Genomic DNA, 18,688 nt, shown 5'->3' on the forward strand with positions numbered 1-18,688 from the left:
ACCGCTAAAGAACAATAAATCCTTTATTATCAATTACTTGATTAATCACAAGCGCACTCGCCCGGGCTTTTTTGGCGGAAATCCGCCAGGCCGGCGGCGGCCCTTCGCCGAGCGTCATGGAACAGAGCGCCGAGACCGCATTGCCCCTGCCCGTCCTGCCAGGCGAGCGATTCACAATAGGGCAGCGCACCCTTTTCGCGCATCGTTTTGGGTCTTGCCCGCCTCGCATCGGCCACCCGAACAACCAGAATAAATCCACTAATATCAGATACTTGAGAACAATAAAGGCATCTGGCACAGGCAGTGCATAAGCCCCAGCGAGCCCGCTACATCCGGGCCGTCCAGTCGATCAATGGCGATCGCGCGATGGACGTCAGGGTGCCCACGTAGGCACCGCACAGAACAGGCAAAGGCGCCTGAGACCGCAAGGTTTCAGGCGCCTTTTTATTTGCCGCGGAAAAACCTGATGAGCTTTGGCCGGGAAACGCTATGAACAGCACAGACGCCTCCACTGACAAGCAACGACTGATCGTCGTCGGCAACGGCATGGTCGGCCACCACTGCGTCGAGCAACTGCTCGCGGGCGGCGCCCTGGCGCACTACCGTATCGAGGTGTTCGGCGAGGAGGCGCAGCGCGCCTACGACCGCGTGCATCTGTCCGAGTACTTCGGCGGCCGCGATGCCGAGTCCCTGGCCATGAGCGCCGCCTCCCTCTATGAAGCGGAAGGCCTGACCCTGCACCTGAGCAGCCAAGTGCTGGAGATCGACCGCGCCCGGCGCGAGGTGGTCACCGCCCAGGGCCGCTTCGGCTACGACAAGCTGGTGCTGGCCACCGGCTCCTACCCCTTCGTGCCGCCGATCGAAGGCGCCGAGGGCGACTCGCGCCTGGTCTACCGCACCCTGGACGACCTCGACGGCATCCGTGCCGCGGCCAAGGGCAAGCGCCGCGGCGTGGTGGTCGGCGGCGGCCTGCTCGGCCTGGAAGCGGCCAATGCGCTGAAGTCCCTGGGCCTGGAAGCCCATGTGGTGGAATTCGCCCCGCGCCTGATGCCGGTGCAGCTGGACGACTTCGGCGGCGCGGCGCTGAAGCAGCGCATCGAGGACCTGGGCGTCGGCGTGCACCTGTCCAAGGCCACCCAGAGCATCAGCGCCGGCAGCGAGTACCGCTACCGGATGAACTTCGCCGGCGATGACTTCCTGGAAACCGACCTGATCGTGTTCTCCGCCGGCATCCGCCCGCAGGACGCCCTGGCCCGCGCCTGCGGCCTGGAGCTGGGCCCGCGTGGCGGCATCGCCATCAACGACCAGTGCCTGACCAGCGACGAGCACATCTTCGCCATCGGCGAATGCGCGGCGTGGAACGGCAGCATCTTCGGCCTGGTCGCCCCCGGCTACCAGATGGCGCGCCTAGTGGCGGCGCAGCTGTGCGGCCAGGAGGGCCAGCCCTTCCTCGGCGCGGACATGTCGACCAAGCTCAAGCTGCTCGGCGTGGACGTCGGCTCCATCGGCGATGCCCACGGCGCCATGCCCGGTGCCAAGAGCTACCGCTACATCGACGAGGCCACGGCCAGCTACCGCCGTCTGGTCGTGTCCGCCGATGGCAAGCAGGTACTCGGCGCCGTGCTGGTCGGCGACAACAGCTACTACGACACCCTGCTGCAGTACGCGCAGAACGGCATCCAGCTGCCGGAAGATCCGGCCAGCCTGATCATGCCCGCCGGCGAAGGCGCCCCGGCGCTGGGCGCCGACGCCCTGCCGGACAGCGCCACCATCTGCTCCTGCCACAACGTCAGCAAGGGCGCGATCTGCGCGGCCATCGACGGCGGCTGCAGCGACATCGCCGGGATCAAGGCCTGCACAAAGGCGGCCACCGGCTGCGGCGGCTGCGCGGCGCTGCTCAAGCAGGTTGTCGAGCACGAGCTGACCGCCCGCGGCGTGGAAGTCGACAAGAGCCTGTGCGAACACTTCGCCTACACCCGCCAGGAGCTCTACCACTTCGTCCGCGTCGAAGGCATCGAGAGCTTCGAGGAACTGCTGGCCAAGCACGGCAAGGGCCACGTCGGCTGCGACATCTGCAAGCCGGCGGTGGGCTCGATCCTCGCCTCCTGCTGGAACCAGCCGATCATGAACCCGTCGCTGGTGCCGCTGCAGGACACCAACGACACCTTCATGGCCAACATGCAGAAGAACGGCACCTACTCGGTGGTGCCGCGCATCCCCGGCGGCGAGATCACCCCGGACGGGCTGATCGCCATCGGTGCGGTGGCGAAGAAGTACGACCTCTACACCAAGATCACCGGCGGTCAGCGCATCGACCTGTTCGGTGCTCAGCTGCACGAGCTGCCGGACATCTGGGGCGAACTGATCGCCGCCGGCTTCGAGACCGGCCACGCCTACGGCAAGTCCACCCGCACGGTGAAGAGCTGCGTCGGCAGCACCTGGTGCCGCTACGGCGTGCAGGACAGCGTGAAGATGGCCCTGGACATCGAGCACCGCTACAAGGGCCTGCGCTCGCCGCACAAGCTCAAGTTCGCCGTCTCTGGCTGCACCCGCGAGTGCGCCGAGGCGCAGAGCAAGGACATCGGCGTGATCGCCACCGAGAACGGCTGGAACCTCTACGTATGCGGCAACGGCGGCATGCGCCCGCGCCACGCCGAGCTGTTCGCCACCGACCTGGATGACGCCACCCTGATCCGCTACATCGACCGCCTGCTGATGTTCTACATCCGCACCGCCGACAAGCTGCAGCGCACCTCGGTGTGGCGCGAGTCGCTGGAAGGCGGCCTGGACTACCTCAAGGCCGTGGTCATCGACGACAGCCTGGGCCTGGCCGCCGAGTTGGAGGCGCAGATGCAGCTGGTGGTCGACCGCTACGAATGCGAATGGGCCAACGCGCTCAAGGACGAGGAGAAGCTCAAGCGCTTCCGCACCTTCGTCAACGAGCACGGCGGCGATCCGGACATCCACTTCGTCCGCGAACGCGGCCAGCGCCGCCCGGCGCGCGAAGACGAACTGCAACTGATCCCCGTGACCGAGGAGGCCGTCTGATGAACACCGCACTCAACCTCGAAGCCAGCTGGCAACCGCTGTGCAGCGCCGCCGACCTGGTGGCGGGCTCCGGCGTGGTCGCCCTGCTGGATGGCCAGCAGGTGGCCCTGTTCTACCTGCCGCAAACCGAGCAGCAGGTGTTCGCCATCGGCAACTGCGACCCCAAGTCCGGCGCCAACGTGATCGGCCGCGGCATCCTCGGTCACCTGCAGGGTGAGCTGGTGATCGCCTCGCCGCTGTACAAGCAGCACTACCGCCTGCGCGACGGCAGCTGCCTGGAGTACCCGGACCAGCAGCTGCCGGTTTGGCCGGCGCGGCTCAACGGCGAGCAGGTGGAAATCTTCCGCTAACGGCCTTTGCTGCACAGGGTAACGGGGCGCAGTAGATGACTGCCCCCGACAAACCATCACGCCGCCACAGGGGTGGTCTTGTTCTCGTCGAAGGCGAACGCCTAACATCCGCCGACGCCCTCGACGAGCCCGCCCATGCGCGAACGCACCATCGCCAGCCACTTCATCCGTGCCGCCCTGCGCGGCGCCGAGCGCCAGGGCCGCGACTGTGGCGGCCTGCTGCGCGAGGTCGGCATCCAGCCGGCACTGCTCGACGAGCCGCGCGCGCGCCTCGACCCGCAACAATTTTCGCAACTGATCCAGGGCCTGTGGGCGCTGCTCGACGACGAGTACATGGGCTTCGGCGCCATCCCCAGCAAGCGCGGCACCTTCGCCATGATGTGCCACGCCATCATCCACTGCCACAGCCTGGAAAAGGCCCTGGTACGCGGCATGCTGTTCTACGGCCTGTTCCCCGAGGCGCCGCGCGTGGCCCTGCAGCGCGAGGGCGAACGGGTGCGCCTGACCTTGGACAGCTCGGCCCTGTGGGACCCGGACCACTTCCTCACCGAGAGCCTGCTGGTGATCTGGCACCGCCTCGGCAGCTGGCTGATCGGCCAGCGCATCCGCCTCGAAGAAGCCAGCTTCGCCTACCCCGAGCCGGCCCACAGCGGCGAGTACGACCTGCTGTTCCCCTGCCCACGGCGTTTCGAGGCGGGCAGCACCAGCCTGCTGTTCCACACCCGCTACCTGGGCATGCCGCTGCTGCAGGACGAGCGCACCCTCAAGCAGTTCCTCGAACACTCGCCGGCCGACCTGCTGGCCCGCCCCGACGGCGGCGACAGCCTGACCAGCCGCATCCGCCGCCTGCTCGGCCGCGACTGCGCGCACTGGCCGGACCTGGAAAGCGTCGCCGCGCAGCTGCACATCAGCCCGCAGACCCTGCGCCGCCACCTGCGCGAGGAAGGCAGCAGCTTCCAGGAGCTCAAGGACCACCTGCGCCGCGACCTGGCCATCTACCACCTGGGCCGCGACGAACTGTCGATCAACGCCCTCGCCGAACAGCTCGGTTTCTCCGAGCCCTCGGCCTTCCACCGCGCCTTCAAGAAATGGACCGGGCTCACCCCCGGCGCCTACCGCGCCCACCAGGACGGCTAGCCGCACGCCCCAACACCCGCCGCAAGGACGCGCCTCCATGAACCTGAAGAAACTCCGCAAACGTCACCTGCTGCTCGGCCTCGCGCTGGCCTGGCTGCTGGCCCCGGAATGGCCAAAAATCCCCGTGCAGGGTGCCAGCGCCCGCGACTGGCACCCACAGAGCTTCTGGTTCGAGCCCTGGGGCCGCTCCGGCACGCACAAGGGCATCGACATCTTCGCCGCCACCGGCACTCCGCTCGTCGCCCCCAGCTACGGCCTGGTGCTGTTTCGCGGCGAAATCCAGATGGGCGGCAAGGTCATGCTGATGCTCGGCCCGAAGTGGCGCCTGCACTACTTCGCCCACCTCGACAGCTACAGCGCCCTGCCCGGCCAACCGGTGCGACCCGGCAGCCTACTCGGCACAGTCGGCAGCACCGGCAACGCCCAAGGCAAGCCACCCCATCTGCACTACTCGGTCGTCACCCTGTTGCCCTATCCCTGGCGCTGGGACGACAGCAGCCAGGGCTGGAAGAAAATCTTCTACCTGGACCCGAGCGCGATACTGGGCGCCCCCCCGATGGACAGCCGCTAGGCGAGCCAGTAGCGTCGCAGATGAAACAGATATCGGCCCTGCCCCGCAGCCTGTCTTTTTCCAATCGGCAAAGCCGTCGTGTTTGCCGTAGCAGCCACAAGGGAAAACAGGGGCTTAGCCAAGGGCAAGGAATGTTATGCGACACAAGTGGCGGAAAAAATTACGCCATTTGTGTCGTCTACTTATAGTTAGGTTACCAATGAATATCGAGCAAGAATTAGATTGGGTAAAACAATCAAAGAACATTGATTGCCTTGATCTTGAAGTGTGCTTTCAGTTGCACGATAACTTTTATATTGGCGATCCAAATAGCCATGAGCAATTCCAAGACGAGAAATATCGTGAGACTGTCAAACTACCTCCCTTTGAACGCGTTGTTCCAATGATGGCAAGAACAAGTGAAGCCATTGGACACACGAATGAACTCGCCTCTTACTACAAAAATCTCATTGAGAAATCGGTAGGTCGAAACAAGCCATTCAACGAGATAAGGCAGTATTTTTGGTTGCGACTTTGGCTCTGGAATACGGAAGAGGATGTACATGTTTCCTTTCCATGGTATGACAGCCTATCTGAAATGCAGCAGCTTTTTTCATGGTTAAAGGGCAACCCTGAAGAGCCATATATAGATATGGATCAGGGATGGCAAATAGAGGCCGTTCGCATTGGAGAGAATGTTCATATAAGACAATCCGATCCTGACTGCGATGAAGAATATGCAAACGTATCTGTCCCGTTTGAGGTATTTTTTAATAAAGCAAACGAAGTAGAGAATAGAGCACAGCAAATAATCACTAATCTATCAAAAGAGCTTGGTGTTGATGTATGGTCAAAATATCTCCAAGATGCCAGATTTGGTACCGAGAAATGGCAACCTAACAAAAAAATCAACCGGACAAAAAAAGCCGATGGCTTTTTTAGCCGGTTATTTAAGCGTTAGAAACCATCATGGACAACTGGTACAGCACAATCGAATACCAAATCCATATCACCGAAAAACTAGAGGCGCTTGGAGAAACAAAGTACAACCGCGAGGCTTATGAGTTCGCGCTTGAGGCATACCAGTGTGCACCTGAATATCATGAAAACATTCCCGCGCCGCCTGCTAATCTTGGGCTCACCTACCATGTAAGCGCCTTCAATTTTGCACACTGCTATGTCCTTCACGCCAAGGAAGTATTTGAAGCTCCCAAAGAAACACTGAGCTCTTGGGGCATATCTTCATCAATGGATATTGGTGAAATTGTTTATGGCTTAGTCCGCATTGGCTTGCTGGACCAAGGCCCCGAAGACAAAAAAGAGCAGTTTGAAGGCTTATTTTTAATCAACGATGTGCTGTGATGCCTTCTAACTACCGGTTCAAGCCGCTCGCTTCGCTCACTCGGGACCGGCTAAAGCCGGCCCCTTAACCAAACGTTAGGCACTCCGATGACAGTACCAGCAGCCCGTGAGAATCTAATCGAGGCGCTTTTGCGAGCAGACGAATTGTCTCGTAATGCACGAGCGGAGCGAATTGAGTGGCTAGCTCAACATATTTCAAATACTGGAGCGATAACAGGTGAGATCACCGTCCTCCACATGATGGAAGAAGCAAGACTTTGCTTTATTTCCGGCCATTTCATTGGCGCATTACTTCTTGCCACTTCTTTCATAGAACAAACCCTTAGCGAAGAGCTTGAAAGTTTCGCATCAGCACAAGAACGACGGACTTTAGAGCTAATGATCAAGTCCGCACGCAATCATCTGCCACTGCCAAGTGATCTGTTGGATCGCACTGACCACCTCAGGGAACTACGTAATCCTTTTACGCACCGCAAGGCCCATGACCACCCTCATTCATTTGGTGCAAGGTTCTTAGCAGGCAAGGCACACCCCGTCTCAATTCTTGAGGAGGATGCAAAGCTGGCTATGGCAGTTATGTATGAGTGGTTTCAACGCACGCTGCGGAGCGCCTAACAACTGGTTCAAGTCGCTCGCTTCGCTCACTCGGGACCGGCTAAAGCCGGCCCCTTAACCAAACGTCAGGGAAAACATTAAATTGCACCGCGCAGCTTCAATCCTACTCCTCGCATTACCTCTCTGCGCCATCTCAGCCGAAAAGCGCTGTGGCTGGCTAGAAAATCCCACACCAGCAAACCTATGGCTAATTGATAGCGACTCTGAGTGGACGATATCAACACAAGGTCGAGGTTTTATAGACGAAGCCTCAATGGACAAAATCCCAACAATTGACCAAAAGGAATTTGTCCGTACAAATGGAAATTACGGCTTCTCATGCGTCTGTCTTAACGTCAAAACCAACAAAAAACGCTCAGAAATATTAGAAATTTACGGCGGGGAGCAACTGCTATTAAAGCAATGCTTAGAGGACTCGAAAATTAACAAAAAAACACCTCTGCGCTGAAGTTCCCTAACAAATGATTCAAGTCGTTCGCTTTGCTCACTCGGGACCGGCTAAAGCCGGCCCCTTAACCAAACGTTAGACGCAAGAGCAATATCGTTTTCCAGCATCGAACCAAGGAATAAACCCCTCGACTCGTCGCGGCACGCGCTCCCCACCTTCGCCTCTGCCAACGCCTAATCTCCATCGAGAGCCACCGCCCCGGAGTCGCCCATGTCACCCTCACTGCTCGCGCTGCTCGGCTTCATCACCTGGACCCTGCTGCTCCTGCTGCTGATGGAGGCCATCCGTTCCCAACTGGTGCTGAGCGGCAAGGTCGCCGCCAACGGCTTCAATCCCGAGAACTCCAACCTGTCGCCCTTCATGCAGCGGCTCGCCCGGGCCCATGCGAACTGCCTGGAGGGGCTGCCCGTCTTCGGCGGCCTGCTGCTACTCGCGGTGGTGGCCGGCCAGGCCGTAGTCACCGACCCGCTCGCCTATGGGTTGCTGGCAGCCCGTATCGTGCAGTCCGTCATCCACCTCGCCTCCCTTTCGGCGGCGGCCGTCACCGCGCGCTTCGCGGCGTTCGGCGTGCAGCTCGGCATTGCCCTGTACTGGGCGGTCGCGCTGTTGCTGGCCTAGGGATGATCACGGCAGTGCGCATCCTGGCGACCCTGCTCGGCTATCTCCTGGCCCTGGTGCTGGTGGCGGCGCTCGCCCTGTTCGGCGTACTGGTGCTGGCCGGGCCGCACGCCGGTATTTTGCCCGGCTGGCTCGAGCCCGCGGTTCTGGTGCTGGGCTGGCTGGCAGTGCTGCTCTTGCCGCTGTGGCTTGCCCGATGGATCTGGCGCGGCCTGGGTGGAACCAGGCGCGGCAGGACTCCACGATAAGCGTGGTACGCCAGAGGGACAGATGATGAAGGCTCGCCTTTCCGTGATTACGCTGGGCGTTGATGACCTGGAGCGCTCGCTGCGGTTCTACCGGGACGGACTAGGGCTGCTGACGGACGGCATCGTCGGCCAGGAGTTCGAGCATGGCGCGGTGGCCTTCTTCGCGCTGCAGTCCGGCCTGCGCCTGGCCCTGTGGCCGCGCCGGAGCCTGGCCCGGGACTGCGGGCTGCCGCTCGGCCCCGGCAGCCCGACGAATTTCTCGCTGGGGCACAACCTGGCCAGCCGCGCCGCGGTGGATGCCCTGATGGCACGGGCGCAGGCGGCCGGGGCACGCATCGTCAAACCCGCACAGGACACCTTCTGGGGTGGCTACGCCGGGTACTTCCAGGACCCGGACGGGCATCTCTGGGAGCTGGTGTGGAACCCGCAGTGGCTCCCCCAGGACGACTGAGCGCCCCGGTGGCGCACGAAGCTGCCTTACGCTCTCACGCCCTCTCTGCTGAGCGGTAGAGGGGTCGCCGCCACTAGTGCGGCGCCCTGGTAGTGCGCAGGTAGGGCAGCTTGATGTCGATCTCGCCGTACTGCTCGCGGGCCTGCTGGTCGTTGAGGGCGAGCGCGACTATCACGTCCTGGCCTACCGCCCAGTTGGCCGGGGTGGCCAGCGGCACGTTGTAGGTCAGCTGCAGGGCGTCGAGGGCGCGCAGCACTTCGGCGAAGTTGCGGCCGACCGACATCGGGTAGGTCATGGACAGCTTGAGCTTCTTGTCCGGCCCGATGATGAACACAGAACGCACCGTGGCGGTGTCCGCGGCGGTGCGCCCATCCGGCAGGTAGGCCTCGGCCGGCAGCATGTCGAAGGCCTTGGACACCGCCAGGCCCTCGTCGGCGATGATCGGGAAGTGCGCCGGGGCGCCACAGAAGGACTCGATGTCACCCTTCCACTGGCGGTGGGCCTCGGCGCCATCCACCGAAACGCCGATGACCTTGGTGTTGCGCTTGCGCCACTCCTCCGCCAGCTGGGCGACCACGCCGAACTCGGTGGTGCAGACCGGGGTGAAATCCTTGGGATGGGAGAACAGGATGGCCCAGCCCGAGCCTATCCACTCATGGAAACGGATCGGGCCCTGGTCGGTTTCGGCGGCAAAGTCGGGCACGGGATCGTTGATGCGCAAGGTCATGCTGGCGGTCTCCCTGGTGCGGATGCTGACGGAGCGCCGCCTTGCGGCGGCCACGCCCCAGGCAGTATAGGCCCGGCCGGCGGGCCACCACTCAGCCCGGCAGGTGCATCCTGAAGCAGGCACCGCCCAGGCTGGAGTCTTCCAGCTGCAGCTGGCCGTCGTAACTGTCGAGGATGTCCACCACCACGGCGGTGCCGATGCCCTGCCCCGGGTGCTGGCTGTCCAGGCGTTCGCCGCGCTGGAGGATGCGCGCGCGCTGGTCGGCGGGGATGCCGGGGCCGTCGTCCTCGACCACCAGCTCGCAGCCCTCGGCGCCGATCCGCGCGCTGACGCGGATCTGCCCCAGGCACAGGCGGTAGGCGTTCTCCAGCAGGTTGCCGAGCAGCTCGAACAGCGCGCCGCGCTCCATCGGTACGCACAGCTCGGCGGGGAAATCGCGTTGCAGCTGCACGCGCTTGTCGCGGTAGACCTTGTCCAGCGCGCCGCACAGGGTATCGAGCACCTGCGCGAGCGGCTCGCGGTGGCGCACCAGGCCGCTCTTGCGCAGGCTGGCGCGCTGCAGCTGGTAGTCCACCTGCTGGCTCATGCGTTCCACCTGGCTCTGCAGCACCTGCGCCGGCTCGCGCTCGCGCAGCCCTTCGGCCACGCCCTGCAACACCGCCAACGGGGTCTTCAGGCTGTGCGCCAGGTCGCCGAGCGAGTCGCGGTAGCGTTCGCGCTGGCGCCGCTCGCCGTCGAGCAGGCGGTTCAGCGAGTCGGTCAGGCGTAGCAGCTCGCTGGGATGCTCGCGGCTCAGGTGGTCACGGTTGCCGCCTTCCACTTCGTCCAGCTCGCGGCTCAGGCCACGCAGGGTGCCGAAGCCCCAGGTCAGGCCCAGCCAGAGCAGGCCGAGCAGCACCAGCAACGCGCCGCCCAGCCACAGGCGCAGCTGGCGGCCGAGGCTGTCGAGCATGGCCTGGTATTCGCTGGCCGGCTGCATGGTGACGATGCTGTAGGCGGCGGCCTGACCGCGCAGCAGGTCCACCTCCAGGTCGTAGACGAAGAACTCCTCGCCGCGCGCGTCGCGCAGGCGCAGGAAGTCATGGCCGTCGCCGTCGTAGCTCGGGCGGTAGTCGATCTGCTCGTCGGCGGTGGACGGCGAGCGCCAGACTTCGCGGCCGTCGCGGTCGTAGATGAAGCCGAGCAGGCGCGATTCGAGCTGGTTGAACTCCTCGTCCGGTAGGCGCGCGGGCATGCTCAGGCGCGTACCCTCGATGCGCGCGGCGGAAATCAGGGTGGCGGCGTCGGCCGCCAGGCGCTGCTCGATGACGTTCTCCAGGGCGTTGCGGAACGCGCCCTGCACCAGCGGCAGCAGGGCCGCCATGAACAGCACCGCCAGGGCGGCGGCACCGAGCATCAGGCGCACACGCAGCGAGCGGATCATCGGCAACGCTCGGTGAACAGGTAGCCCTGGCCGCGCACCGTGTCGATCGGCTTGAACGCGCAGGCACCCTCGATCTTGCGGCGCAGGCGCCCGACCAGCACCTCGATGACGTTCGGGTCGCGCTCGTCGTCGCCCTCGTACAGCTGCTCCATCAGGCGGTCCTTGGACACCACCTGCTGCGGGTGCAGCATCAGGTATTCGAGGATGCGGTACTCGAAGGCGGTGAGCGCCAGCGGCTGCTCATCGACCAGCGCCTGCTTGCGGTTGAGGTCGAGCCTGAGCGGGCCGGCCTCGACGCTGGACTGCACCAGGCCGACCGAACGGCGCAGCAGCGCGTGCAGGCGCGCCTCCAGCTCCTCGAACTGGAACGGCTTGACCAGGTAGTCGTCGGCACCGGCGGCCAGGCCCTCGACCTTGTCCTGCCAGTTGCCGCGGGCGGTGAGGATCAGGATCGGCAGGCTGCGGCCCTGGCCACGCAGCTGGCGGATCAGGTCCAGCCCGCCCATGCCGGGCAGGCCGAGGTCGACGATGGCGATGTCGTGGTTGAATTCCTGGGCGCGGTACAGCGCCTCCTCGGCATCGGCGACGGCATCGACCACGAACGCACGCTCACCCAGGCGGGTGTGCAGGTGGTGGCGCAGCAGCGCCTCGTCCTCGACCACAAGAATCTTCATGCTGGCTCTCCCTCACGACAGGCCGGGCTGTGCGCCCGGCCTTCTCCCTGGTAGGTCAGAACTTGTAGCTGGCGCCGAGGAATACCTGGCTGCTGCTGTGCAGGTCCAGCGAGCCGACCTTGCCGCCGCCGTGCGGGGCCATCTCGGTGCTGGCATTGGTGCGCAGGTAACGGTAGCCGGCCTCGATCGAAGTGTTCTGGTTCAGCTCCTGCAGGATACCCGCCTGCAGGCCGGCCGCGTAGCCGATGTCGCTGTCGCGCTTGAAGCCGCGGCTTTCCTGCTCCAGTTTGACCAGACCGAGGGTGGCGCCGCCGTAGAGCTTGGTGCCGTTGTCGCCCAGCGGCACGAAGGCGTCGTAGCTGCCCAGCAGGTTCTGCTGGCGGTGCTTGTAGCCCTGGTCCTTGTCCGAGAGATTCTCGTAGGTCAGGTAGTAGCGGCCGTCCTGGTCCATCTGGCCGGCGCGCACGCCCCAGGTGCCGCTGCCGTCGATCACCTTGTCCAGCTTGGGGTTGTCCAGATTCTGGTTGAGCGCATGGGACTTCTGGATGTTGTTGTCGGTCTGGCCCCAGGTCAGGCCGACGAAGCTGTCGGCGGCATTGGCGCCGACGGCGGCGCAGGTCAGGGTGGTGGCCAGGGCGAGTTTGCTCAGGGTGTTTTTCATGATGTTTTCTCCGCGTTGGGACAGTGGCTGAACTCGGGAACCATGTTGCCGGCGCGGCCCTGAACCGCTCCTGAACCCTTGCTGAACCAATGCTGAACGAAAACGCGACGGCCGCCGCGCAATCGCATAGCCTTGTCGCGCCCTCGCCCACGGATGCCTTCGCCATGTTCAAACGCAGCTTCCATTCCCTCGCCACCACCTGGCTGGCCGGCCTGCTCGCCCTGCTGCCGCTGGCGCTGTCGCTGGCCCTGCTGGGCTGGCTGGTGAGCCTGCTGAACCAGCTGATCGGCCCGACCAGCTTCATCGGCAAGCTGTTCGCCGGGCTCGGCCAGCCTTTCGTCAGCAGCCCGGAGCTGGCCTGGCTGCTCGGCACCCTGGCCCTGGTGGTGGCGCTCTACCCGCTCGGCCTGGCCGTGCAGCTGGGCCTCAAGGGCCCGCTGCGCCGCCTGTTCGACCGCACCCTGCGGCGCATCCCACTGCTCGGCAACCTGTACGGCCTGGCCGATCGTTTCGTCGGCCTGCTCGACCAGAAGGACAACGCCGACCTGGCCGCCATGCGCCCGGTCTGGTGCTTCTTCGGCGGTGACGGCACCGCCGTGCTGGCGCTGCTGCCCAATCCCGAGCCGATCGAGATCGACGGCCGCGCCTACCACGCCATCCTGGTGCCCACCGCGCCGGTGCCGGTGGGCGGCGGCCTGCTCTACGTGCCGGTGGAATGGGTCAAGCCGGCGGAAATGGGCATGGACAGGTTCACCAGCATCTACGTGTCGATGGGCATCACACCACCCGGTTCACAGGCGGCGGGAGCGCCACAGCGCCAGGAGAAATAACCCGGCCAGGGCGGCGAGCAGCGCCAGCCAGCCGCCCCGCTGCCAGACCCAGCCCGCGGCATAGCCGACCAGGCTGGAGCCCAGGTAGTAGGCGCACAGGTACAACGACGAGGCCTGCGCCCGCGCCCCTCGGGCACGCTGGCCGACCTGGCCGCTGGCCACCGCATGGGCGGCGAAGAAGCCCAGGGTGAACAGCGCCAGGCCCAGCACCACCGCCCACAGCCAGGGCGCGGCGCACAGGGCGACGCCCAGCAGCATGATGCCGATGCCACCCTGCAGCACCTGCCGCGCCCCATGCCGCGCCACCAGGCGCCCGGCCCAGCCGGCGCTGAGGATGCCGCCCAGGTAGACCACGAACAGCAGGCCGATCAGCGTCGCCGACAGCGAGAACGGCGGCGCCGCCAGGCGGAAGCCGACATAGTTGAACAGGGCGACGAAGCCGCCCATCAGCAGGAAGGCCTGGAGGAACAGCTCGCGCAGCGGCGGGTGGCCCAGGTGCCCGGCGAAGTTGCCGAGCAGCCCGCGCAGCGACAGCGGCTGGGCGTGGAAATGCCGCGACGGCGGCAACAGCCAGAGGAACAGCAGCAGCGCCAGCACACCCAGCCCGGCGATACCGCCGAGTGCCAGTGGCCAGCCGCCGAGGTCGGCCAGCAACCCCGCCAGCAGACGCCCGAGCATGCCGCCAAGCGCGGTGCCGCCGATATACAGGCCCATGGCCGCCGGCAGCGCCTCGGGGTCGAACTCCTCGCCGACATAGGCCATGGCCAGGGCCGGCAGGCCGCTCAGGGCCAGGCCGAGCAATGCGCGCAGGAGCAGCAGCAGGTGCCAGTCGCGCACCCAGGCGCAGGCCAGGCCCAGCGCCACCGCCAGGCCCAGGGCGGCGACCATCACCGGCTTGCGCCCCCAGCTCTCGGCCAGGGCGCCGGCCAGCAGCAGGCACAGGGCCAGGCTCAGGGTGGTCAGCGAGAGGGCCAGGGCGCTGCTCGCCGCCGACACGGCGAAATGTTCGGCCAGCGATGGCAGCAGCGGCTGCACGCAGTACAGCAGGGCGAAGGTGGCGAAGCCGGCACAGAACAGCGCCAGGGTGGCACGCCGGTAGCCGGGGCTACCGCGCACCAGGTGGGAGGATGCGGACATCGTGACTCTCGAACGGACGAGCCGGAACAGGGCCTCAGGCTAGCACAGAAAGTCACGAACGATAGCTGGCTAATCTTCCACCTTGGTCTATCTTGGCCAGTCCACCTTGTCTGCAGAACGGAGACACACCATGCGCAAAGCCTTGTTCGGCCTGCTCTGCCTCGGCGCCCTGAGCGGAGCGGCCCAAGCCGAAATCCAGACCCGCGAGATCGCCTACACGGCCGCCGACGGTACCCGCCTGGTCGGCTACCACGCCTGGGACGACAGCATCGCCGGCCAGCGCCCGGGAGTGATAGTGGTGCACGAATGGTGGGGCCTCAACGACTATGCCAAGCGCCGCGCCCGCGACCTCGCCGCCCTCGGCTACAGCGCCCTGGCCGTGGACATGTACGGCGATGGCAAGAACACCAGCCACCCGGACGACGCCAAGGCCTTCATGAATGCCGCCCTGGCCGACCCCGCCACGCCCAAGGCGCGTTTCCAGGCCGGCCTCGACCTGCTCAAGGCACAGCCGCAGACCGATGCCGCCAGGTTGGCCGCGATCGGTTACTGCTTCGGCGGCAAGGTGGTGCTGGACATGGCTCGCCAGGGCCTGCCGCTGGCCGCGGTGGTGAGCTTCCACGGCGCCCTGGTCACCGCCACCCCGGCGACGCCGGGCAGCGTCAAGGCCAAGGTGCTGGTGGAGCATGGCGCCGCCGACAGCTTCATCACCCCCGAGCAGATCGCCGCGTTCAAGGCCGAGATGGACCAGGCCGGCGCCGACTACCGCTTCGTCGAACTGCCCGGCGCCAAGCACGGCTTCAGCAACCCCGGCGCCGACGCGCACCAGGGCCACGGCCTCGACCTGGGCTACCAGAAGGAAGCCGACGAGCGCTCCTGGGCCGACATGCAGGCGCTGTTCAAGGAAGTCTTCTGAGCCGCCCGCGGTACCGGGCAAAAAAAACGGGAGTCCGACTGGGCTCCCGTACTCGATCAGTAGAGTAAAACCACGGCGGCGCGACGCCAGCCGGGGCTACAACCTCACCAGCGTTCACTTGGAACGCATGTCCCATTCTTACCAGAACCAAGCGTTTGCTCTGTAGCACTTCGTTGTTGCCGTGCAACGAAATGTAAACGGCTGGCCCGTCCCGCCCGGCCACGGCAGAATGCCGCCATGACGCTGCCCGCCTTCTGCCAACTGCTGCCCGCCCTGCCCGAGCTGCTGCCTGCCAGCCGCCTGGTGTGGGCGCAGTTCGATCCGACACGGCTGCAGGCCGATGACTTCGTGCGCCAGGGCATAGCGCCGGTGCGCGGCGTGGCCAAGCGCCAGGGCGAGTACCTGGCCGGCCGCCTGTGTGCGCGCGAGGCCCTGCGCCAGCTGTGCGGCCAGCCGCTGGTACCGGAGCGCGACGAAGAGGGCGTGCCGGTCTGGCCCGCCGGCACGGTCGGCTCGATCACCCACGGGGGCGGCAAGGCGGCCGCCCTGGTGGCCAGAGAGCTGGACTGGCGCGGCCTGGGCATCGACCTGGAGAAGCCCCTGAGCGTCGAGCGCGCCAGCCGCCTGGCCGGGGAAATCCTCACGCCCGGCGAACTGCAGCGGGCCTCACAGCTGCCGCCCGAGGCCTTCGCCGCCCGGGTGACGCTGACCTTCTCGCTCAAGGAGAGCCTGTTCAAGGCGCTCTACCCGCTGGTGCTGCAGCGCTTCTACTTCCAGGATGCCGAGCTGCTGGAGGGCGCCGACGGGCACGCGCGCCTGCGCCTGCTGCTCGACCTGCACCACGACTGGCCGGCCGGCAGCGAACTGGAGGGGCGCTTCGTGGAAGCGGACGGCCACCTGCTGAGCCTGGTGGCCGTCGCCCAGGTGCAGATCAGCTCCAGGCGCTGACGAAATCGGCCGGCTGCAGGGCCGGCGGCGTGCGCCGCTCGCCCTCGAAGCTGCCGAGGTAGAGGAAGCCGACGATCCTCTCGCTGGCGCTGAGGCCGAGGCCATCGCGCACCCTGGGGTTGTGGGTCAGTTCGCCGGTGCGCCAGATGGCGCCGAAACCCAGCGCCTGGGCGGCGAGCAACAGGCCATGGGCGGCACAGCCGGCGGACAGCACCTGCTCCTCCTGCGGCACCTTGGGGTGCTCACCGAGGCGGGCGATCGCCACCACCAGCAGCGGCGCGCGCAGCGGCATGGCTCGCGCCTTGTCCAGCGCCTCCGGCTTGGCTTCAGGGTTACCCGCCAGCAGCGCCTGGGCGAACAGCTCGCCCAGGCGGGTGCGGGCCTCACCCTCGACGGTGAGGAAACGCCAGGGCCGCAGCTGGCCGTGGTCCGGCGCACGCAGGGCGGCACGGAACATCAGCTCGCGCTGAGCGGCATCGGGCGCCGGCTCCAGCAGGCGACCCACGGAAACGCGGTTGAGCAACAGATCGAGGGCTTGCATGGGCGACTCCTGAACGGACAGGCCGGCATTCTAGCCGATTACGCGACCTGCTCCGGCATCAACGGCGGCTCCAGCGGCGGCAGGCCGTAGGCGGCGCGGGCGGCGTCGCAGCGCGGGTTGTGCTGGCCGTCAGCCCAGCTGGCGGTGAACTCGCGGCAGGGGCTGGAGCGCTGCTCGTAGAGCGTGCAGCGGGTGGCGCCGCCGACTTCGCCGAGCAGGCCGACACAACGCGTCGGCTTGGCGGTGGTGCCGAGCATGGCGACATGGTGGGGGCCGATCTGCTCGACCAGCTGGTCGGGCACGCTGCCACCGGCAGACTGGCACTCGCCCCAGAAGAAGGACACGCGGAAGTGCGCGCAGCAGGCGCCGCACGCGATGCAAGGATTGGCTTCGGACATGGCTGGATGGTTTTCGAAAACCGGTGAGGGGCCGGCACCCGAGGGCCTATTCTATGAATCGGCGCGAAGCTGTGAAGCCCCCGGCGACGGATTTACAGCCCGGTCGGCCAGAGTAGAATGGCGCCCTCGCCTGCAGCCCGAGCCCCTTTCATGGCCCTGCCGACCCTGCGCACCATCGGCTTCATCATCGGTATCTTTCTCATCACCCTGGCGGTCAGCATGGTCATCCCCATGCTCACCCTGCTGGCCTTCGAGCGCACCGACGACCTCAACGCCTTCCTCTGGTCCAGCCTGATCACCTTCGTCGCCGGCCTGGCCATGGTCCTGCCGGGCAAGCCCAAGCACGTGCAGCTGCGCCCGCGCGACATGTACCTGCTGACCACCGCCAGCTGGGTGGTGGTGTGCTGCTTCGCCGCCCTGCCGATGGTGATCATCGCCCACATCAGCTACACCGATGCCTTCTTCGAGACCATGTCCGGCGTCACCACCACCGGCTCCACCGTGCTGGTCGGGCTGGACCACATGTCGCCGGGCATCCTGATCTGGCGCTCGATGCTGCACTGGCTGGGCGGCATCGGCTTCATCGGCATGGCAGTGGCCATCCTGCCGCTGCTGCGAGTCGGTGGCATGCGCCTGTTCCAAACCGAGTCGTCGGACTGGGGCGACAAGGTGATGCCGCGCTCGCACATGGCCGCCAAGTACATCCTGCTGATCTACCTGGTTCTTACCGGGCTGGGCTTCCTGGGCTTCTGGGCCGCCGGCATGACGCCCTTCGACGCGATCAACCACTCGATGGCGTCGATCTCCACCGGCGGCTTCTCCACCTCTGACTCGTCGCTGGCCAACTGGCAGCAGCCGGCGGTGCACTGGGTCGCGGTGCTGTTCATGATTCTCGGTGGCCTGCCCTTCATGCTCTATGTCGCCGCCCTGCGCGGCAACCGCCGGGCACTGTTCAAGGATCATCAGGTACGTGGCTTCATCGGCTTCCTGGTATTGACCTGGCTGGTGTTCGGTACCTGGCTGTGGCTGCACTCGGAGCACAGCTGGCTGGACGCCTTCCGCATCGTCGCGGTCAACGTCACCTCGGTGGTCACCACCACCGGCTTCGCCCTGGGCGACTACACCACCTGGGGCAGCTTCGCGGTACTGCTGTTCTTCTACCTGACCTTCGTCGGCGGCTGTTCCGGCTCCACCTCCGGCGGCCTGAAGATCTTCCGCTTCCAGGTCGCCTACGTGCTGCTCAAGGCCAACCTGATGCAGCTGGTGCACCCGCGCGCGGTGATCAAGCAGCAGTACAACAACCACAACCTGGACGAGGAGATCGTCCGCTCGCTGATCACTTTCTCCTTCTTCTTCACCATCACCATCGGCGTGCTGGCCCTGGCCCTGACCCTGGTCGGGCTGGACTGGGTCACCGCGCTGACCGGCGCCGCCACCGCGGTGTGCAACGTCGGCCCGGGCCTCGGCCCGATCATCGGCCCGGCCGGCAACTTCGCCAGCCTGCCGGACTCCGCCAAGTGGCTGCTGACCCTCGGCATGCTGCTCGGCCGCCTGGAAATCCTCACCGTGCTGGTGCTGGTCACCCGCAGCTTCTGGAAGCACTGAG

General features: G+C 65.5%; 22 protein-coding genes. 15 read left to right on the plus strand and 7 right to left on the minus strand.

The features are described 5' to 3' along the window. The first annotated feature begins 489 nt into the window (after positions 1 to 489). The 11 genes from nirB (at position 490) to AAG092_RS03895 (ending at position 8,827) form a co-directional block, all read left to right on the plus strand. Positions 490 to 3,048 (plus strand): nitrite reductase large subunit NirB, encoded by a 2,559-nt coding sequence (nirB, locus tag AAG092_RS03845; protein ID WP_373388614.1) that lies wholly within the window; start codon positions 490 to 492, stop codon positions 3,046 to 3,048. After that, the gene (gene nirD, locus AAG092_RS03850) at positions 3,048 to 3,398 is read left to right on the plus strand and encodes a nitrite reductase small subunit NirD (RefSeq protein WP_373388615.1); all 351 of its coding nucleotides are present in this window, start codon (positions 3,048 to 3,050) and stop codon (positions 3,396 to 3,398) included. Before nirB ends, nirD begins: the two co-directional genes overlap by 1 nt. Before the next feature lie 135 nt (positions 3,399 to 3,533). Continuing rightward, positions 3,534 to 4,535 carry an AraC family transcriptional regulator gene (locus tag AAG092_RS03855; RefSeq protein ID WP_373388616.1) on the plus strand — a complete coding sequence of 334 codons (1,002 nt, stop codon included), beginning with the start codon at positions 3,534 to 3,536 and terminating at the stop codon, positions 4,533 to 4,535. Positions 4,536 to 4,572: 37 nt separating this feature from the next. After that, a complete protein-coding gene (locus AAG092_RS03860; protein ID WP_373388618.1) occupies positions 4,573 to 5,106 on the plus strand; it encodes a M23 family metallopeptidase in 534 nt (177 codons plus the stop codon). A gap of 199 nt (positions 5,107 to 5,305) precedes the next feature. Beyond that, entirely contained in the window at positions 5,306 to 6,046 is a 741-nt protein-coding gene (locus AAG092_RS03865) for a hypothetical protein (RefSeq protein WP_373388619.1), read from the plus strand. 8 nt (positions 6,047 to 6,054) lie between these two features. After that, positions 6,055 to 6,447 (plus strand): hypothetical protein, encoded by a 393-nt coding sequence (locus AAG092_RS03870; RefSeq protein WP_373388620.1) that lies wholly within the window; start codon positions 6,055 to 6,057, stop codon positions 6,445 to 6,447. An 87-nt stretch (positions 6,448 to 6,534) separates the two neighbouring features. After that, positions 6,535 to 7,062: a hypothetical protein gene (locus tag AAG092_RS03875; protein WP_373388621.1), complete on the plus strand. Its 528-nt coding sequence runs from the start codon at positions 6,535 to 6,537 to the stop codon at positions 7,060 to 7,062. Positions 7,063 to 7,144: 82 nt separating this feature from the next. After that, entirely contained in the window at positions 7,145 to 7,510 is a 366-nt protein-coding gene (locus AAG092_RS03880) for a DUF4087 domain-containing protein (protein ID WP_373388622.1), read from the plus strand. Between the two features lie 210 nt (positions 7,511 to 7,720). Next, a complete protein-coding gene (locus AAG092_RS03885; RefSeq protein ID WP_373388623.1) occupies positions 7,721 to 8,128 on the plus strand; it encodes an MAPEG family protein in 408 nt (135 codons plus the stop codon). Between the two features lie 2 nt (positions 8,129 to 8,130). Continuing rightward, the gene (locus AAG092_RS03890; protein WP_373388624.1) at positions 8,131 to 8,376 is read left to right on the plus strand and encodes a hypothetical protein; all 246 of its coding nucleotides are present in this window, start codon (positions 8,131 to 8,133) and stop codon (positions 8,374 to 8,376) included. Between the two features lie 22 nt (positions 8,377 to 8,398). Then, positions 8,399 to 8,827: a VOC family protein gene (locus AAG092_RS03895; RefSeq protein WP_373388625.1), complete on the plus strand. Its 429-nt coding sequence runs from the start codon at positions 8,399 to 8,401 to the stop codon at positions 8,825 to 8,827. Between the two features lie 73 nt (positions 8,828 to 8,900). On the opposite strand, the gene AAG092_RS03900 is transcribed toward AAG092_RS03895, so the two are convergent. The 4 genes from AAG092_RS03900 to AAG092_RS03915 all read right to left on the minus strand — a co-directional run bounded on the left by AAG092_RS03900 (position 8,901) and on the right by AAG092_RS03915 (position 12,312). Next, positions 8,901 to 9,554 (minus strand): peroxiredoxin, encoded by a 654-nt coding sequence (locus AAG092_RS03900; RefSeq protein ID WP_110682632.1) that lies wholly within the window; start codon positions 9,552 to 9,554, stop codon positions 8,901 to 8,903. A gap of 91 nt (positions 9,555 to 9,645) precedes the next feature. Then, positions 9,646 to 10,977 carry an ATP-binding protein gene (locus AAG092_RS03905; protein WP_373388626.1) on the minus strand — a complete coding sequence of 444 codons (1,332 nt, stop codon included), beginning with the start codon at positions 10,975 to 10,977 and terminating at the stop codon, positions 9,646 to 9,648. Next, a complete protein-coding gene (locus AAG092_RS03910) occupies positions 10,974 to 11,651 on the minus strand; it encodes a response regulator (protein WP_373388627.1) in 678 nt (225 codons plus the stop codon). The genes AAG092_RS03905 and AAG092_RS03910 overlap by 4 nt, the downstream gene beginning before the upstream one ends. 55 nt (positions 11,652 to 11,706) lie before the next feature. Next, positions 11,707 to 12,312 carry an outer membrane protein gene (locus AAG092_RS03915; RefSeq protein ID WP_373388628.1) on the minus strand — a complete coding sequence of 202 codons (606 nt, stop codon included), beginning with the start codon at positions 12,310 to 12,312 and terminating at the stop codon, positions 11,707 to 11,709. 164 nt (positions 12,313 to 12,476) lie between these two features. Here AAG092_RS03915 and AAG092_RS03920 point away from each other — a divergent pair, with 164 nt between their 5' ends. After that, positions 12,477 to 13,142, plus strand: a complete 666-nt coding sequence (locus AAG092_RS03920; RefSeq protein ID WP_373388629.1) for a DUF502 domain-containing protein — start codon at positions 12,477 to 12,479, stop codon at positions 13,140 to 13,142. Here the strand turns inward: AAG092_RS03920 and AAG092_RS03925 are convergent. Further along, complete coding sequence (locus AAG092_RS03925) at positions 13,104 to 14,279, minus strand: MFS transporter (protein ID WP_373388630.1); 1,176 nt, start codon at positions 14,277 to 14,279, stop codon at positions 13,104 to 13,106. The two genes, AAG092_RS03920 and AAG092_RS03925, sit on opposite strands and share 39 nt — an antisense overlap. 130 nt (positions 14,280 to 14,409) lie before the next feature. On the opposite strand from AAG092_RS03925, the gene AAG092_RS03930 reads away from it, so the two are divergent. Together AAG092_RS03930 and AAG092_RS03935 are read left to right on the plus strand one after the other, a co-directional pair. Beyond that, positions 14,410 to 15,195, plus strand: a complete 786-nt coding sequence (locus AAG092_RS03930; RefSeq protein WP_373388631.1) for a dienelactone hydrolase family protein — start codon at positions 14,410 to 14,412, stop codon at positions 15,193 to 15,195. Positions 15,196 to 15,432: 237 nt separating this feature from the next. Beyond that, entirely contained in the window at positions 15,433 to 16,143 is a 711-nt protein-coding gene (locus AAG092_RS03935) for a 4'-phosphopantetheinyl transferase (protein WP_373388633.1), read from the plus strand. Here AAG092_RS03935 and AAG092_RS03940 read toward each other — a convergent pair. Both AAG092_RS03940 and AAG092_RS03945 read right to left on the minus strand, forming a co-directional pair. Beyond that, entirely contained in the window at positions 16,127 to 16,684 is a 558-nt protein-coding gene (locus AAG092_RS03940) for an NAD(P)H nitroreductase (protein WP_373388634.1), read from the minus strand. The genes AAG092_RS03935 and AAG092_RS03940 overlap by 17 nt on opposite strands. A gap of 38 nt (positions 16,685 to 16,722) precedes the next feature. Beyond that, complete coding sequence (locus AAG092_RS03945; RefSeq protein WP_110682641.1) at positions 16,723 to 17,082, minus strand: YkgJ family cysteine cluster protein; 360 nt, start codon at positions 17,080 to 17,082, stop codon at positions 16,723 to 16,725. A gap of 150 nt (positions 17,083 to 17,232) precedes the next feature. Here AAG092_RS03945 and AAG092_RS03950 point away from each other — a divergent pair, with 150 nt between their 5' ends. Continuing rightward, positions 17,233 to 18,687 carry a TrkH family potassium uptake protein gene (locus tag AAG092_RS03950; RefSeq protein WP_373388635.1) on the plus strand — a complete coding sequence of 485 codons (1,455 nt, stop codon included), beginning with the start codon at positions 17,233 to 17,235 and terminating at the stop codon, positions 18,685 to 18,687. Position 18,688 lies beyond the last annotated feature (1 nt).

It is taken from the genome of Pseudomonas alcaligenes, from assembly GCF_041729615.1.
Lineage (GTDB): Bacteria > Pseudomonadota > Gammaproteobacteria > Pseudomonadales > Pseudomonadaceae > Aquipseudomonas > Aquipseudomonas alcaligenes_B.

What these genes read in the sequence shown, in the direction of transcription:
- AAG092_RS03875 (WP_373388621.1), top strand. Translation starts at nt 6,535, where the DNA reads ATGACAGTACCAGCAGCCCGTGAGAATCTAATCGAGGCGCTTTTGCGA.
- AAG092_RS03935 (WP_373388633.1), top strand. Translation starts at nt 15,433, where the DNA reads ATGACGCTGCCCGCCTTCTGCCAACTGCTGCCCGCCCTGCCCGAGCTG.
- AAG092_RS03855 (WP_373388616.1), top strand. Translation starts at nt 3,534, where the DNA reads ATGCGCGAACGCACCATCGCCAGCCACTTCATCCGTGCCGCCCTGCGC.
- AAG092_RS03920 (WP_373388629.1), top strand. Translation starts at nt 12,477, where the DNA reads ATGTTCAAACGCAGCTTCCATTCCCTCGCCACCACCTGGCTGGCCGGC.
- AAG092_RS03905 (WP_373388626.1), bottom strand. Translation starts at nt 10,977, where the DNA reads ATGATCCGCTCGCTGCGTGTGCGCCTGATGCTCGGTGCCGCCGCCCTG.
- AAG092_RS03910 (WP_373388627.1), bottom strand. Translation starts at nt 11,651, where the DNA reads ATGAAGATTCTTGTGGTCGAGGACGAGGCGCTGCTGCGCCACCACCTG.
- AAG092_RS03865 (WP_373388619.1), top strand. Translation starts at nt 5,306, where the DNA reads ATGAATATCGAGCAAGAATTAGATTGGGTAAAACAATCAAAGAACATT.
- nirB (WP_373388614.1), top strand. Translation starts at nt 490, where the DNA reads ATGAACAGCACAGACGCCTCCACTGACAAGCAACGACTGATCGTCGTC.
- AAG092_RS03890 (WP_373388624.1), top strand. Translation starts at nt 8,131, where the DNA reads ATGATCACGGCAGTGCGCATCCTGGCGACCCTGCTCGGCTATCTCCTG.
- AAG092_RS03940 (WP_373388634.1), bottom strand. Translation starts at nt 16,684, where the DNA reads ATGCAAGCCCTCGATCTGTTGCTCAACCGCGTTTCCGTGGGTCGCCTG.
- AAG092_RS03870 (WP_373388620.1), top strand. Translation starts at nt 6,055, where the DNA reads ATGGACAACTGGTACAGCACAATCGAATACCAAATCCATATCACCGAA.
- AAG092_RS03915 (WP_373388628.1), bottom strand. Translation starts at nt 12,312, where the DNA reads ATGAAAAACACCCTGAGCAAACTCGCCCTGGCCACCACCCTGACCTGC.
- AAG092_RS03860 (WP_373388618.1), top strand. Translation starts at nt 4,573, where the DNA reads ATGAACCTGAAGAAACTCCGCAAACGTCACCTGCTGCTCGGCCTCGCG.
- AAG092_RS03885 (WP_373388623.1), top strand. Translation starts at nt 7,721, where the DNA reads ATGTCACCCTCACTGCTCGCGCTGCTCGGCTTCATCACCTGGACCCTG.
- AAG092_RS03895 (WP_373388625.1), top strand. Translation starts at nt 8,399, where the DNA reads ATGATGAAGGCTCGCCTTTCCGTGATTACGCTGGGCGTTGATGACCTG.
- AAG092_RS03900 (WP_110682632.1), bottom strand. Translation starts at nt 9,554, where the DNA reads ATGACCTTGCGCATCAACGATCCCGTGCCCGACTTTGCCGCCGAAACC.
- AAG092_RS03945 (WP_110682641.1), bottom strand. Translation starts at nt 17,082, where the DNA reads ATGTCCGAAGCCAATCCTTGCATCGCGTGCGGCGCCTGCTGCGCGCAC.
- AAG092_RS03930 (WP_373388631.1), top strand. Translation starts at nt 14,410, where the DNA reads ATGCGCAAAGCCTTGTTCGGCCTGCTCTGCCTCGGCGCCCTGAGCGGA.
- AAG092_RS03950 (WP_373388635.1), top strand. Translation starts at nt 17,233, where the DNA reads ATGGCCCTGCCGACCCTGCGCACCATCGGCTTCATCATCGGTATCTTT.
- AAG092_RS03925 (WP_373388630.1), bottom strand. Translation starts at nt 14,279, where the DNA reads ATGTCCGCATCCTCCCACCTGGTGCGCGGTAGCCCCGGCTACCGGCGT.
- nirD (WP_373388615.1), top strand. Translation starts at nt 3,048, where the DNA reads ATGAACACCGCACTCAACCTCGAAGCCAGCTGGCAACCGCTGTGCAGC.